General features: G+C 71.7%; 9 protein-coding genes and 1 pseudogene. 9 read left to right on the forward strand and 1 reads right to left on the reverse strand.

Annotated features, from left to right (window positions below; all coding sequences use genetic code 11):
- The first annotated feature begins 23 nt into the window (after positions 1–23).
- Complete coding sequence (locus IEZ19_RS06050; RefSeq protein WP_189309964.1) at positions 24–683, forward strand: TetR/AcrR family transcriptional regulator; 660 nt, start codon at positions 24–26, stop codon at positions 681–683.
- Between the two features lie 67 nt (positions 684–750).
- Here the strand turns inward: IEZ19_RS06050 and IEZ19_RS06055 are convergent, their stop codons facing one another.
- On the reverse strand, positions 751–975 hold the full coding sequence (locus tag IEZ19_RS06055; RefSeq protein ID WP_189309965.1) for a hypothetical protein: 225 nt from the start codon (positions 973–975) through the stop codon (positions 751–753).
- 645 nt (positions 976–1,620) lie between these two features.
- On the opposite strand from IEZ19_RS06055, the gene IEZ19_RS06060 reads away from it, so the two are divergent.
- The 8 genes and pseudogenes from IEZ19_RS06060 to IEZ19_RS06095 all read left to right on the forward strand — a co-directional run bounded on the left by IEZ19_RS06060 (position 1,621) and on the right by IEZ19_RS06095 (position 14,708).
- The gene (locus IEZ19_RS06060) at positions 1,621–3,099 is read left to right on the forward strand and encodes a sugar transferase (RefSeq protein WP_189309966.1); all 1,479 of its coding nucleotides are present in this window, start codon (positions 1,621–1,623) and stop codon (positions 3,097–3,099) included.
- Between the two features lie 73 nt (positions 3,100–3,172).
- On the forward strand, positions 3,173–4,492 hold the full coding sequence (locus IEZ19_RS06065) for a nucleotide sugar dehydrogenase (protein WP_189309967.1): 1,320 nt from the start codon (positions 3,173–3,175) through the stop codon (positions 4,490–4,492).
- Positions 4,482–5,749, forward strand: a pseudogene (locus IEZ19_RS06070) (glycosyltransferase family 4 protein). The gene IEZ19_RS06065 and the pseudogene IEZ19_RS06070 overlap by 11 nt, the downstream one beginning before the upstream one ends.
- Complete coding sequence (locus IEZ19_RS06075) at positions 5,746–7,113, forward strand: Wzz/FepE/Etk N-terminal domain-containing protein (RefSeq protein ID WP_189309969.1); 1,368 nt, start codon at positions 5,746–5,748, stop codon at positions 7,111–7,113. The pseudogene IEZ19_RS06070 and the gene IEZ19_RS06075 overlap by 4 nt, the downstream one beginning before the upstream one ends.
- On the forward strand, positions 7,110–8,630 hold the full coding sequence (locus IEZ19_RS06080; RefSeq protein WP_189309970.1) for a Wzz/FepE/Etk N-terminal domain-containing protein: 1,521 nt from the start codon (positions 7,110–7,112) through the stop codon (positions 8,628–8,630). Before IEZ19_RS06075 ends, IEZ19_RS06080 begins: the two co-directional genes overlap by 4 nt.
- A 3-nt stretch (positions 8,631–8,633) precedes the next feature.
- Entirely contained in the window at positions 8,634–10,568 is a 1,935-nt protein-coding gene (gene asnB, locus IEZ19_RS06085; protein ID WP_189309971.1) for an asparagine synthase (glutamine-hydrolyzing), read from the forward strand.
- Between the two features lie 16 nt (positions 10,569–10,584).
- Positions 10,585–12,768 (forward strand): bi-domain-containing oxidoreductase, encoded by a 2,184-nt coding sequence (locus tag IEZ19_RS06090; RefSeq protein WP_189309972.1) that lies wholly within the window; start codon positions 10,585–10,587, stop codon positions 12,766–12,768.
- Positions 12,765–14,708, forward strand: coding sequence for a heparinase II/III family protein (locus IEZ19_RS06095; RefSeq protein WP_189309973.1), 1,944 nt, complete (start codon positions 12,765–12,767; stop codon positions 14,706–14,708). Before IEZ19_RS06090 ends, IEZ19_RS06095 begins: the two co-directional genes overlap by 4 nt.
- The last annotated feature ends 11 nt before the right edge of the window (positions 14,709–14,719 follow it).

A 14,719-nucleotide genomic window follows, 5' to 3' on the forward strand; every position in this document is an offset into this window, starting at 1 on the left:
CGTTTCCTTGCGACAATGAACGGATGAGCAACACGCCCATCGGCCGCCCCGCACGGCGCGCGGAGCGGCCCGCCTACGACCGTGACTCCCTCCTGGAAGTCGCGGTGGCGGTCTTCAACGAGCGCGGCTACGACGGCACCGGCATGGAGGATCTGGCCCGGCGCCTCGGCCTGAGCAAGTCCAGCATCTACCACCATGTCGCCGGCAAGGAGGAGTTGCTCCACCTCGCCGTCACCCGTGCTCTGGACGCGCTGTTCGCCGTACTGGACGAGGGCCCGGCACCGGACACGTCGGCAACGGTTCGGCTGCGGCACGTCGTACGGCGCAGCGTCGAGGTGCTGGCGGCCGAGCTGCCGTACGTCACCCTGCTGCTGCGGCTGCACGGCAACAGCGAAACCGAGAGGCAGGCCCTCGCGCGGCGGCGCGAGTTCGACCACCGAGTCGCCGACCTGGCCATACGCGCCGCGGCCGAGGGCGGCATACGCGACGACATTGATCCCCACCTCGCCAGCCGCCTGCTGTTCGGTACCGTGAATTCCCTCATCGAGTGGTACAGACCCGACGGAAACCTCCCCGTGCCGACCCTGGCCGACTCCCTCACGGCCGTGCTGTTCGAGGGTCTGAGCCGTCAAGGAGCCGCCGGCGCCGACCCAGGACGTCCCTCCGGGCGAGTGCAGGACTGAGGACTCAGGATCCGAGCGGCGTCAGTCGTCTTCGGGACAGGACCGTTCACGGGCGTCACGACCCCGATCAGCGCCTGGTCCGACATCGCGGCATGCACCGGACCTTGAGGCGATTGCGCTCACCCTGGGACCTGCCGCCGAACACCGACACGATCAAGTCGTGCGCCTCGTCGTCCGGGTCGATCACCCCGCCCTCCTCGGGCACCCACAGCGGCACGCCGTAGTACACGAACAGCGGGAAGTCGTTGCCTAGTTGGGCGTCGTAGAAGGCCCGCGGCAGCTCGTCGATCACTACCGCGTGGAAGCCGCGCCCGGGGGCCGGGCGAGCCCGTGGGGCGCACGCCGGCGTCAAGGCACCCGTAGGCGGTCACCGACCGGTGGATCCGGCCTCAAAGCTTGAACACAAATTACACACATCCTCTCTTCATCCCGGCCCCGATGGTCTAGATTGACCGTGCTTCAGCTGTTCGGGCACGAGGCGACCAATAATGATCTATAGGTCCGGCGCTACGGAAGACCAGCAGTCGCGTCCCCGGCGCCGGACGTGGGGGTGATCAATTCTTGGAGCCCGAGAGGGGCCTTGGGTGCGGGGAGCATCCGGGGTTTCGACGGGTTCCCGCGCGTCTCGAGAGTCTGGCAGGCCATGCGGGTCTGCTGCCGCAGGGCGGGTTGTTCAAGTAGCTCTGAAATAGCCGGGTTGTCATGCGCGGGGGGCGGGGGCCTCCCGGGGGGAAGAACAGCGCGGCGCGGGAGGCGGGGGCCTCCCGGGGGGAAGAACAGCGCGGCGCGGGAGGCGGGGGCCTCCCGGGGGGAAGAACAGCGCGGCGCGGGAGGCGGGGGCCTCCCGGGGGCGGAACAGTGCGGGGGGCGGGGGCCTCCCGGGGGGAGGAACAGTGTTGGGCGAACACGTCGAACCACTGGGGACCTGGGGGGTTCTGTGCGGCAAGGGGGAATAGTCAGCCCGTTTCCGTCGGCGGGCGAGCGTCTGGCGAACGGGGCAATCAGCCGGCCCGCGATCGACTGGGAGCAGCGGTACCGCCGTACCGTGATCACCAGCGATACCGTGGCCACCGCCTTCGTGGTGGCGGCGATCGGCAACTTCTTCGGGGCTCGGGACGCGGCCAACTGGCACGAGAAGTGGGGAATTCTCGCATTCGGCACCGAGCTGCTGGTGCTGGGGGCGCTTGCGGTGAGCCGGTCGTGGGCTCCGGCCGTGCTCGGCCAGGGCGCCGAGGAATTCCGTCGGCTCGGACGTTCACTGTTCACGGCGACCGTCGTACTGGCGCTCGGCGGGATCGCCCTCACCTCGCGCAACATCAAGCTCTGGATCTTCGTCGCGATCCCCGCGACCGCGCTCATCACCATGACCGAGCGGTATCTGCTGCGCCTCTGGCTGCACAAACAGCGGAAGGAAGGACGGTGCCTGCGACCGGTACTCGCTGCCGGGAGCCTGGCCACCGTGCGCGACCTGATCACCCGAACCCGCAAGTTCCCGCACCTCGGCTGGCGGGTGGATGCGGTGTGCACGACGGACGGTCTCGGGGTCGACGGTGACCAACTCGACGGAGTGCCGGTCGTCGGCCGACTGGCGGACGTCGCCAACCACGTCCGCCGCGACGGCTACCGTGTCGTCGCGGTCACACCGGACCCGCACTGGTCACCGCACCGGCTGCAGCGGCTGGCTTGGAACCTCGAAGGCAGCGAGGCCGAGATGGTCGTTGCCCCCGTGCTGATGGAGGTGGCCGGACCGCGGCTGCACATCGACGCGGTGCTAGGGATCCCGCTGCTGCGGGTCAGCATGCCGACCTTCACCGGGGGCCGCCGGGCGGTCAAAGTGGTCGTCGACCGGATGGGCGCAGCGATCCTGCTGATGCTGTTCGCGCCGCTGATGGTGTTCGTCGGGCTGCTCGTACTGGTGGACAGTCGGGGTGCGGCGTTCTACCGCCAGCGCAGGGTCGGCAAGGACGGCCGCGAGTTCACCATTCTCAAGTTCCGCACCATGGTCGCCGGGGCTGACAGGGCACGTGCCGAGCTGGCCGACCGCAACGAGGGCGCCGGCCTGCTGTTCAAGCTCCGTCGGGATCCGCGGGTGACCCGGGTGGGAGCAGTGCTGCGCCGGTACTCGATCGACGAGCTCCCGCAGCTTTTCAACGTGCTCACCGGATCGATGTCGCTCGTCGGTCCGCGGCCTCCGTTACCGGAGGAGTCCGCTGCGTACGGCCCGGACATCCGGCGGCGGCTGCTGGTCAAGCCCGGACTCACCGGCCTGTGGCAGATCAGCGGACGCAGCGACCTCTCGTGGGAGGAGGCGGTCCGGCTGGACCTGCGGTACGTGGAGGACTGGTCGCTCGCCCTGGACGCAGTGATCTTGTGGAAGACGCTGCGTGCGGTGCTCTACGGGCAGGGGGCCTACTGATGCGCGGGGGTCGTCGTCCGGCCGCCGCGCGGACCGCAGGCCGGGAGGGCCTGCCTGGGGGGAGGAACGGGTCATGAGGGTCAGCGTTTTCGGGCTCGGCTACGTGGGCTGCGTGTCAGCCGCGTGCCTGGCCAGCATGGGTCACGAGGTCATCGGGGTGGACGTGAACCAGGTGAAGGTCGACCTGGTCAACGACGGCAAGGCCCCGGTGGTCGAGGAGCGTATCGGCGAGCTCATCGCCGAGGTCGTGCGGACCGGAGCGTTACGCGCTACCGGCGACGTCCGCGAGGCGATCATGGGCAGCGAGGTGTCGCTGGTCTGCGTGGGCACGCCGTCGGAGCCCAACGGCAGCCTGTGCACCACGTACTTGGAGCGGGTCACCGAGCAGATCGGCGCCGCGCTGGCCGAGCGGGGTGGGCGGCACACCGTCGTGTTCCGCAGCACCATGCTGCCAGGCACCTGCCTGAACCTGCTGGTACCGATCCTGGAGAAGTACGTCGGCGGCACGGCCGGGGTGGACATCGGGGTCGCGGTCAACCCGGAGTTCCTGCGTGAGGGCACCAGTGTCAAGGACTTCTTCGACCCGCCCAAGACCGTCATCGGCGAGCTGGACACGGCGAGCGGCGACGCGGTCGCGGCCCTGTACGACGGCCTGCCCGGCGAGGTGTTCCGGGTGCCGGTGCCGACGGCCGAGGCGATCAAATACGCCGACAACGCGTTCCACGGACTCAAGATCGGCTTCGCGAACGAGCTGGGCGCCGTGTGCCAGGCGCTCGGGGTGGACTCCCACCAGGTCATGGACGTGTTCCTGGCCGACCGCAAGCTGAACGTCAGCCCCGCCTATCTGCGGCCCGGCTTCGCCTTCGGTGGCTCCTGCCTCCCCAAGGACCTGCGCAGCCTGGTCCACGCGGCGCAGCGGGCCGACATCTCGGTGCCCATCCTCGCCCATGTGCTGCCCTCCAACGCCGACCATCTGCAACGGGCGGTGGAGATGGTGGAGCGCACCGGCAAGCGCCGGGTGGGCCTGTTCGGACTGTCCTTCAAGCCGGGCACCGACGACCTCCGGGAGAGCCCGCTCGTCGAACTGGCCGAGAGGCTCTTCGGCAAGGGGTACGACCTGCGGATCTACGACGCCAATGTGAGCCTCTCGCGGCTGCTCGGCGCGAACCGCGAGTACATCGAGAACCGGCTGCCACACCTCGCGCAACTGCTCGCGGACTCCGTCGAGGAGGTCCTCGACCACGCCGAGGTGTGCCTGGTCGGGACCAAGGAGCCGACCGTGCTGTCGGCGCTCCCCCGGGGCGGCGACGGCCCGCTGATAGTCGATCTCATCCGCCTTCCCGACGCCGAGGCGCGCCGGGCCGAACCGGGGTACATGGGCCTTGCTTGGTGACACGACCAGTGGCGGACGGCCGGACCGGCGTGCGCTGATCCTGGTGGAGAACCTGTCGGTGCCATTCGACCGGCGGGTGTGGCAGGAGTGCACGACCCTGCGCGACGCCGGGTGGACGGTGCACGTCATCTGCCCCCAGGGCAGCAAACGGGACACCGAGCCGGAGGCCGAGATCGACGGGGTGCGCATCCACCGCTACCCGTTGCGCGCGGCCACCGGAGGTCCGGCCGGCTATCTGCGGGAGTACGGATCGGCGCTGTGGCACACCCTGCGGCTGGCCCGGAAGGTCGGGCCGGTCGACGTGGTGCACGCCTGCAACCCGCCCGATCTGCTGTTCCTGCCGGCGCTGTGGCTGAAGCGGCGCGGCGCGCGGTTCGTCTTCGACCAGCACGACCTGGTTCCCGAGCTGTACCTGTCCCGGTTCGGCCGCGGCGAGGATCTGCTCTACCGCGGCGTGCGCGCACTGGAACGGATGACCTACCGGGCCGCCGACGTCGTGCTCGCCACGAACGAGAGCTACCGGGACACCGCGGTGCGCCGTGGCGGCCGGCGGCCGGAGGACGTCTTCGTGGTGCGCAGCGCACCGGACATCGACCGCTTCCACCCCGTACCGCCCGAGCCCGAGCTGAAGCGCGGCAAGCCCCATCTGCTGTGCTATCTCGGCGTCATGGGCCCGCAGGACGGCGTCGACTACGCGTTGCGGGCTCTTGCGAAGCTGCGCGACGAGGTCGGGCGGACCGACTGGCACGCGGTGTTCGTCGGCGGCGGCGACACCTTCGAGGCGATGGTGGAGCTGTCGCGGGAGCTGGGGCTCTCGGAGCAGGTGCAGTTCACCGGGCGCATCCCGGACGCCGACCTGGTGCGCTATCTGTCCACCGCGGACGTGTGCCTCTCCCCCGACCCGCACAATCCGCTCAACGACGTGTCGACCATGAACAAGGTCCTGGAGTACATGGTGATGGGCCGGCCGCTCGTCTCCTTCGACCTCCGGGAGGCGCGCGTCTCCGCCGGTGACGCCGCCGTCTACGCGCCCGCCAACGACGAGGCCGAGTTCGCCAAGCTCATCGCGCTGCTGCTGGACGATCCGGAGAAGCGGGCCCTGATGGGCAAGATCGGCCAGGAGCGGATCAGCGGGCCGCTCTCCTGGCGCAACTCCCAGCGATCGCTGCTCGCCGCCTACGCCGCCGCCTGCGGTGACCGCGCTTCGGCAGTGGCGGGCGACCCGGACCGTGCACAGGGCGGAGGCCGCACCGTTGAACGATGACACGATACGCCTGGTCACCATCGGGCGGATCATCCGTCGGCGCTGCCGGCTGCTCGCCGTCCTCGCCCTCCTGGGCGCGCTCGCCGGGTACGGCACCTCGCTGCTGTTTCCGCCGCGCTACACGACGTCGGCTTCGGTGCTGCTGCCGGGGGCGTGGGAGGACCGCGAGCTGCTGACCCAGGAGGAGATCGCGACCAGTTCGGTGGTGGTCGACCAGGCGGCCGACACGCTCCACTGGGCCGGGGTCAGCAAGAGCGAGCTGCGGGACCAGGTGAGCGCCAAGGCCGCCGACGGGAACATCATCAAGATTTCCGGCACGGCCGACACCCCGGAGCGCGCGCAGCAGCTCTCCGACCAGGTGGCACAGCAGTTCGTCACGTTCGCCGCGCGGATCGTGGACGAAAACTCCGATCCCGAAGCGGCGGCGGAGCTCGAGGCACTGCGGCAGATGGTGGTGAAGACCAACCGCCGCATCACCGAGCTGGCCGATGCGGCCGATCCGGGGCAGACGGTGGAGAGCGTGCAGTCCCGCACCGAGCTCGAGAAGCTGCGCACCTCGCTGCAGGAGGCCATCAACAAGCTGGGCCAGGCCGACCCGGCTGCCAGCAAGGCCAACATGGTCGTGATGGGGCCGTCGGCCCGGCCGACCAGCGAGGCACCGCCGACGAGGATCCAGCTCGTCGTCGCGGGGGCACTGCTGTTCTTCCTGCTCGGGGTCATCGGCCATCTCACCGCGGCCCGGATGAGCCGCCGGCTGCGCACCCAGCCGGAGATCGCGGCGGCGCTGGGCTCGGCGCTGCTGGGCACCGTCGACGTACCCGCCGACCGGCACACGCAGCGGCCGGGAGGGCGGGGCCCGCGGGCCCTGCTCCGTCGGCTGCTGGGGGTCGATGTCCGGTGGGACGTCCCGGCCCCGCAGGTGTCCGGCGACGAGGCGGGCCGGCAGCTGCGCTATCGGCGCGTGTGCACCCGCCTTCGGGACCGGCTGCCGTCGCCCCGGCGGCTGGTGGTCGTCGTCCCGGACGGTGACGAGATCGCCCGCCGGGCCGCCCGGCAGCTCGTCGTCGAGGCCGAGAGCGATCCCCTGCTGCGGGTCGTGGAGGTCTCGGTGTCCCAGCCGATGGTGCCGGACCGCGGCGAGGAGTCCGGTGCCCTGGTCGTGCTCAGCGCGGGCTGCTGGACCGCGGGGGAACTCGAGGGCATCGCCGAGGCGTGCGCGGACGCCGGGCACGAGGTCGTCGGCATCGTCGTCGCCGGCAGGGTGCGAGTCCTTCCGGCGCGGTCCGCCGACCGCCCCCGGGGAGCCGCCGCGCCGGTGCTCGCGGGCGGTCACGACGCGAAGGGAAGTTCACGGTGACGACGAGTACGACTGCGGAGTCGTCGGCCGCCACTCCGCTGCTGGACCTGCAGGCGCTGGTGGTGGCGGTGCGCAGACGGCGCCGCTTCTGGTCCTCCGTCGGGCTGCTGGGGCTGCTCGTGGGCGCGGCGGTGGCGGTGCTGCTGCCGGCGCCGCCGACCGCGGTGGCCAAGGTGCTGGTCGCGCATCAGGAGGACCAGCCGAACGACCCCGGAACCCTGATCCGCACCGATGTGGGGCTGCTGCAGACCACACGGATCGCAGAGAAGGCCCTCAAGTCCCTCCATTCTCCGGAGAAGCCGGAGGACTTCATGCGGGACTACTCGGGCATCGGCCTGACCAACAACCTGCTGCAGATCACGGTGACGGGTGACAGCGACGCCGACGCGGAGGCCCGCGCCAAGGCGCTGGCCGACGCGTTCGTCGCCGACCATGTGAAGCGGATCCAGGACGCGGCGAGCGCCGAGGCCAAGGCCCTGCTCGACCAGCGTGACCGCATGCAGGGCGAACTCGCCAAGGTCAACAAGGCGATCGGGGACGGATCGGCGGAGAGCGGGCCGAAGGCGTCGGCGGACCTGGAGTCCCTCTTCGCCCGCCGGGCCGAACTCACCTCGCGGATCACCGACTTCAGTCAGCGCGCCGAGGACGCGCGCATCGGCACGCCCCAACTGGTCGCCGGCACACAGATCGTGGACGCACCGCGCGCGGTGCGGCACTCCCTGCCCAGGACCGCTGCCACCAACGCCGCGGTCGGGCTCGTCCTCGGGCTCGTCCTCGGACTCGCGGTGGCCGCGGTCGGCTCGGTGGTGGCGGACCGCCCTGTGCTGCGCCGGGAGATCGCGTCGAACCTCGGTGCCTCGGTCATCGCCGAACTGCCTCGCCGAAAGCGGCGGTTGTGGCGGCGCCGACGGGTCCGGGCGGCGCACGAACGGCTCACCGCGTCCCTGGCCCGCACCGCGCGCGGCTCCGCGGAACCGGTGTCGCTTCTCGAACTGGGCTGTGCGCGCAGCACGAGCGTGATCGCCCTGGACCTCGCCAGGGCGCTGGCGGACGACGGGCCGGTGGTCGTCGTCGACGCGCTGCCGGGCCCGCAGCTCGCCAGGCACCGTCCGAAGCCGGGTGACCCGGCCGTGGTCAGCGGCAAGCGTGCCGCGGCCGTGCCGCATCAGGAGCGCCGGCTCGGCGTCGGCTCGGTGGCGCCCGGCACGGCATGGACCGACCTGCAGTACCTCGGCACCCGCACCGTACTCGTCGTGCGTGCCGGGCACGGCAGCGCGGCCTGGCTGCACACCGTGGCACGGCAGCTCGCCGACCAGCGCATCCAGGTCATCGGTGTGGTGCTGATCGACCCCGATCCGCGTGACCGCACCGACGGCACGCTGTGGGACGGGCTGAACATCGCGCTGCGCGACCGGGACGAGCGGCCGGCCCGGCAGAACGGGACGGGCCGACGGCGGGCCGAGCAACTGCCGATGCGGGCGGCGCGGGTACCGGACAGCGACCAGGAGGCACGGTAGGACATGTGCGGCATCGCAGGCACGTATCGATGGCCGGACGGGAAGGCCGTGGCCGACCGGCTCACCGAGACCCTCGCCCACCGCGGTCCCGACGGCGCGGGCCGGTACAGCCACCCCGCCGGCGACGGTGAGGTGCACCTCGGGCACCGCCGGCTGGCCATCATCGACCTGTCCGAGACCGGCGCCCAGCCGATGGTCTCGGGCGGCCTCGTCCTGACGTACAACGGCGAGCTGTACAACGCGCCCGAGCTGCGCGCCGAGCTGGTGGCCGCCGGGGTGCGCTTTCGCGGTACCTCCGACACCGAGGTGCTGCTGGAGGCCTGGCGGCGCTGGGGCACGGACTGCCTGCCCCGGCTGCGCGGCATGTTCGCGTTCGGGATCTTCGACGAGCGGACCGGTGAACTGGTTCTCGCCCGCGACCAGTTGGGCATCAAGCCGCTGTTCCTGCTCCGGCGCGGCGAGGGTCTGGTGTTCGCCTCGGAGCTGAAGGCGCTGGCCGCCGTGACCGGAGGGTCGCTGGAGGTGGACCATGCGGCGCTGGTGGCCTCGCTGCTGTACTACTGGGTGCCGGACTCACGGTGCGCGTTCCGCGAGGCGGAGAAGCTGCCGCCGGGGAGCTGGCTCCGCCTCCGGCCCGACGGCCGGGTGGAGCGCGGCCGTTACTGGAATCTCCGGGATGTCGCCGCCGAGGGCCGGGAGCGGGCCCGCAGCGGTGAGCTGCCGGATGTCGCCGCGGTCGTCGAGGAGTCGACGCGGCGCCATCTGCTCTCCGACGTGCCCGTGGCGACGTTCCTCTCCGGCGGTCTCGACTCCAGCTATCTGACCGCGCTGGCGGCCAAGGACCGGCCCGGCATCTCCGCCTACACGATCGGGTTCCGCGCCGCGGACGCCAGATTCGAGGCGATGCCCGACGACCTGCGCTACGCCCGGCAGGTGGCCGAGCGGTTCGGCGTCGACCTGCACGAGATCGAGATCGCCCCGAACGTGCTCGATCTGCTGCCGCAGATGACGTACCACCTGGACGAGCCGATCGGCGACCCGGCCGCGATCAACACGTTCCTGATCTGCTCGGCCGCCCGGGAGGCCGGGGTGAAGGTGATGCTCTCGGGGATGGGCGCCGACGAACTGTTCGCCGGTTACCGCAAGCACCTGGCCAATCTGATCGCGCTGCGCTACCAGCACGTCCCGCGGCCCCTGCGGCGCGGCCTGTCCAGGGCCGTGGACCGGCTGCCGGTCGCCACCGCCCGGCGGGGGTACCGGTCGGTGCGCTTCGCGAAGCGGTTCCTCTCCTTCGCCGATCTGCCGGAGGAGACCGCATTCCGGCGCAGCTACACCATGTACGACCGGGACGAGCTGCTCGGCCTGGTCGATCCGGACCTGGCGGGGACGGTCGAGGACGTGCTGACCGAGCACGCGGACGTCTACGAGGACAACGACCTCGACGACTTCGTCAACCGCATGTGCCTGGGCGACTCCCGGATGTTCCTGCCGGGTCTGAACCTCGCGTACACGGACCGGTCGAGCATGGCCGCGTCGACCGAGGTGCGGGTGCCGTACGTGGACGTCGAGGTGGTCAGGGCGGCGTTCGCGGTGCCCGGGGATCGCAAGATCGTCGGACGGCAGGGCAAGGCCGTCCTCAAGGAGGCGGCCACCTCGATCCTGCCCCGGGAGATCGTGTACCGGCCCAAGGGCCTGTTCAGCGCCCCGCTGCGGGCCTGGATGAGCCGGGATCTGGCACCGCTGGTGCGTGAGGTGGTGAACGACGGCGAGCTGGTCCGTTCCGGGCTCCTGCGGCGTGACGCCCTGGCGCGCATGGTCGCCGAGGACGCCGCCGGGCAGCGGGACTTCTCCAAGCATCTGTGGCATGTGCTGACCCTCGAACACTGGTACCGCGGCGCGACCTCCGGGGCCGGCCGGACCGCTCCCTTGACGGCGTAGAGACAAGAGGACTTCGGTGAAACAGGTTGTGCAGAACTACAAGAGCGGCGAACTGGCGCTGCTCGACGTGCCGGTGCCGGGGTGCAAGCCGGGCGGTGTGCTGGTCCGCAGCGCCTACTCGCTGATATCCACCGGGACCGAGCTCATGAAGGTCTCCGAGGCCGGCATGTCGATGCTGGGCAAGGCCCGCTCCCGGCCGGACCAGGTGGCCAAGGTCGTGCAGAGCGTGGCCGTCAACGGGGTGCCCGCCACCTACCGCAAGGTGATGGGCAAGCTGGACTCCTACACGCCGCTGGGCTACTCGCTGTGCGGGGTGGTCGAGCAGGTCGGCGCCGGGATCGACGACGTGGCGGTCGGCGACCTCGTGGCCTGCGCGGGCAACGAGCACGCGTTGCACGCCGAGCTGAACTGGGTGCCGAAGAACCTCTACGCCCCGGTGCCGGACGGCCTCGCGCCGCAGCACGCGGCCTTCGGCACCGTGGGGTCGATCGCGCTGCAGGGCGTCCGCCAGGGCGAGCCGCAGCTCGGCGAGGTGGCGCTGGTCATCGGCCTCGGACTGATCGGGCAGCTGGTGGTGCAGCTCCTCACCGCCGCGGGAGTCCGGGTCGTCGGCGTCGACCCCGACCCGGCGCGCTGCGAGCTGGCCGAGCGGCTGGGCGCCGCGGCCTGCGGCGATCCCGCCTCCGCGGCCGTGGAGACCGCGGTCGCCGAACTGACCGGCGGTCACGGCGTGGACCAGGTGTATCTGGCGGCCGGCGGCGGCAGCAACCAGCCCGTCGAACTGGCCGCGCGGCTGGCCCGGGACCGGGGCCGGGTCGTCGACATCGGCAAGTGCCGTCTGGACCTGCCGTGGAACGCGTACTACGAGAAAGAACTCGACGTCCGGTTCTCCCGCAGCTACGGCCCCGGGCGCTACGACCCCGAGTACGAGCTGGAGGGGCGGGACTACCCGATCGGCTATGTGCGCTGGACCGAGCGCCGGAACCTGGCGTGCTTCCTCGACCTCGTCGCCCGCGGCCGGGTCGACGTGGAGCCGCTGGTCTCCCGTATCGCCGACTTCGACGACGCCGTCGAGACGTACCAGAGCCTGAAGAACGGCGAACTGAAGGCCGTGGCCGTGCTGTTCCGCTATCCCGGGCACGCGGTCGAGGCGGCGGCCCCCGAGGTGGCCGTGCCCGCGGTGAAGCGGGGCGGCGCCGCGGTGTCCGTCTCGGCCCGGACCGCCGGGGCGCCGGTACGGCTGGCGTTCGTCGGCGCGGGGAACTACGCGACGTCGATGCTGCTGCCGCACCTGGCGCAGCGCGAGGGCGTCGAGCTGTCGACGGTCGTCACCACGACGGCGCTGTCCGCGGCCAACGCGCAGCGGAAGTTCGGCTTCGCCGAGGCGACCACCGATCTCGACGCCGTGCTCGGCGACAAGTCCATCGACGCGGTGTTCGTGGTCACCCGGCACAGCTCGCACGCCGAACTGACCCGAAGGGCGCTGCTGGCCGGCAAGACGGTGTTCGTGGAGAAGCCGCTGGCGCTCACCGAGGACGAACTGGCCTCAGTGCTCGCGGCGGTGGAGGAGTCCGGCAACGACCGGCTCCAGGTGGGCTTCAACCGGCGGTTCGCGCCGCTGCTGCGGGAGGCCAGGAAGCGGTTCGGCGCCAGGACAGGGCCGGCAAGTCTGCGCTACCTGGTCAACGCGGGCCGGCTGGCACAGGGCAGCTGGTACCTCCAGCAGGGCAGCGAGGGCTCGCGGTTCGCCGGCGAGGGCGGGCACTTCATCGACACGGCGAGCTGGCTGCTCGACGCCGATCCGGTCTCGGTCTACGCGGTCGCCCCGTCCGGCAACGAGGATCTGCAGGTCGTGCTGCGCTACCCGGACGGGTCCACCGCCACCATCAGCTACGTCACCACGGGCGCGCCCGGTTTCCCCAAGGAGACGCTGGACCTGGTCGCGGACGGCAAGGTGCTGCGGCTCGACGACTTCGTCCGTGCGTCGGTGTACGGCCGCAAGCGGTGGGTCAGTTCGCGGCTGCCCAAGGCCCGGGACAAGGGCCAGTCCGCCGAACTGGCCGCGTTCGTCAAGGCCGTGCGGACCGGCGGCCCGATGCCGGTGCCGCTGGAGTCGCTGGTCGCCACCACGGCGGCCACCCTCGCCGTGCAGGCCGGCCTGGCCGGCGGGGCGCCGGTGACGTTGGCGAGGGCTCGATGACCATGAGCGCGGGCTGGTACCTGCGGCGGCTGTCCCGGATGGGGCCGCGGGAGATCGGCGGCCGGGCGGGCGACGCGGTGCGCAGGCGGCGGTGGCGGTCGGCGCGGCCGGACGCCCCGAGCGTGAGCGGCGCCCGGTTCACCGCGGCACTCCCGGCCGGAACGATCGCCGCCGTGCCGCCGGACGCCGCCAAACGCCTCCTCGCCGAGGCGGACCGGCTGATGGACGGGCACGCCGAGTATTTCGGGGTGGCCCGCGACGACCTGGCCGACCCGGACTGGTGCTACGACCCGAAGACCGGGCGCCGGGCTCCGGGGGGCTACGCCTTCGACGTGCCGTACCGGAACGAGGACGCGGTCGGGGACATCAAGCAGATCTGGGAGCCGTCCCGGCATCAGTACCTGACCGTGCTCGCCGCCGCCTACGCGATCACCGGGGACGAGCGGTACGCCGAGCGAGTGGCCGAGCACCTGCGGTCGTGGTGGGCGGCCAACGCGCCGCTGCGCGGAGTGCACTGGATCAGCGGCATCGAGCTGGGGATCCGGCTGCTGTCCTGGGTGTGGATCCGCCGGCTGCTCGACGGCTGGCCGGGCGTGACCGGGCTGTTCGAGGACAACCCGGTGGCGCTCCACCAGATCTGGCACCACCAGCGCTGGCTGGCCGCCTTCCCCAGCCGGGGGTCCTCGGCGAACAACCACGTCATCGCCGAGGCCTCCGGGCAGTTCGCCGCAGCCTGCGCGTTCGGGTGGTTCCCCTCCTCGGCGCGTTGGCGAGCCGACGCGCTGCAGTCGCTGGAGCGGCATCTGCGAAGCAACACCTTCGGCTCCGGCCTCAACCGCGAGCTGGCCACCGAATATCACGGACTGGTGCTGGAGCTCGGCCTGGCCGCGGTGGCCGAGGCGGATGCCGCCGGCGTGCCGGTCCCCGCGTCGATCCGGCTGGTGCTGCTGCGGATGACCGACGCGCTCGCGGCCGTCGTGGACAGCCGGCTACGGCCGCCGCGCCAGGGGGACGCGGACGACGGGCACGGTCTGGTCGTGGACGGCGCGGGCACCGACCGCTGGGCCTCGCTGCTGGCCACCGGGGACGCCGTGTTCGGTCGGCTCGCCTGGTGGCCGGCGGTGACCGGCGCCGATGTGCGCACCCCGCTGCTGGCCGCGCTCATCCGGACCACTGCACCGGCCGTGTCCCGCCCGGCAAGCCGGCCGGCATATTTCGCCGACGCGGGCATGACCATCCTGCGTGGTCCGGCGGAGATCTGGTGCCGCTGCGACGGTGGTCCGCACGGATTCCTGTCCATCGCCGCGCATGCTCACGCTGACGCGCTGTCCGTGGAGGTCCGGCACGACGGGGTCGACGTGCTCGCCGACCCGGGGACGTTCTGCTACCACGGACAGCCCGAATGGCGGCAGTACTTCCGGTCGACCCTCGGCCACAACACCCTGCAGTTGGATGGCGTTGACCAGTCCGTCTCCGGCGGCCCGTTCCTGTGGACCCGGCATGCCCGCAGCCGCGTCCTGGCCGCGGACACGTCCGACGAGGGCGTCGCGCGCTGGTGCGCCGAGCACGACGGCTACCGGCCCTCCGTGCACCGTCGGCGGGTGGAACTGGCCGCCGCACGCCGGGAGTTGACCGTGGTCGATGAGGTACTCGGCCCGCCCCGGGCGGTGCGCCTCGCGTTCCACCTCGGCCCGGCGATCAGCGCGGAGCTGGCGGGGAACCGGGCCGAGCTCACCTGGACCCGGGACGGCGAGGACCGCTCCGCGCAGCTCGACCTGCCCGGACAGCTGACCTGGCGGGCGCATCGCGGCGAGAGCGACCCGCCCCTGGGCTGGTACTCCGCCGGCTTCGGGCGCAAGGAACCCGCCACCACGCTGATCGGCACCGGCGTCGCCGACGGCACGCAGGGGTTCACCACCGTACTCAGGTTCCAGGGCTAGGGGGGAAGGAC

The organism is Streptomyces brasiliensis (assembly GCF_014647875.1).
Lineage (GTDB): Bacteria > Actinomycetota > Actinomycetes > Streptomycetales > Streptomycetaceae > Streptomyces > Streptomyces brasiliensis.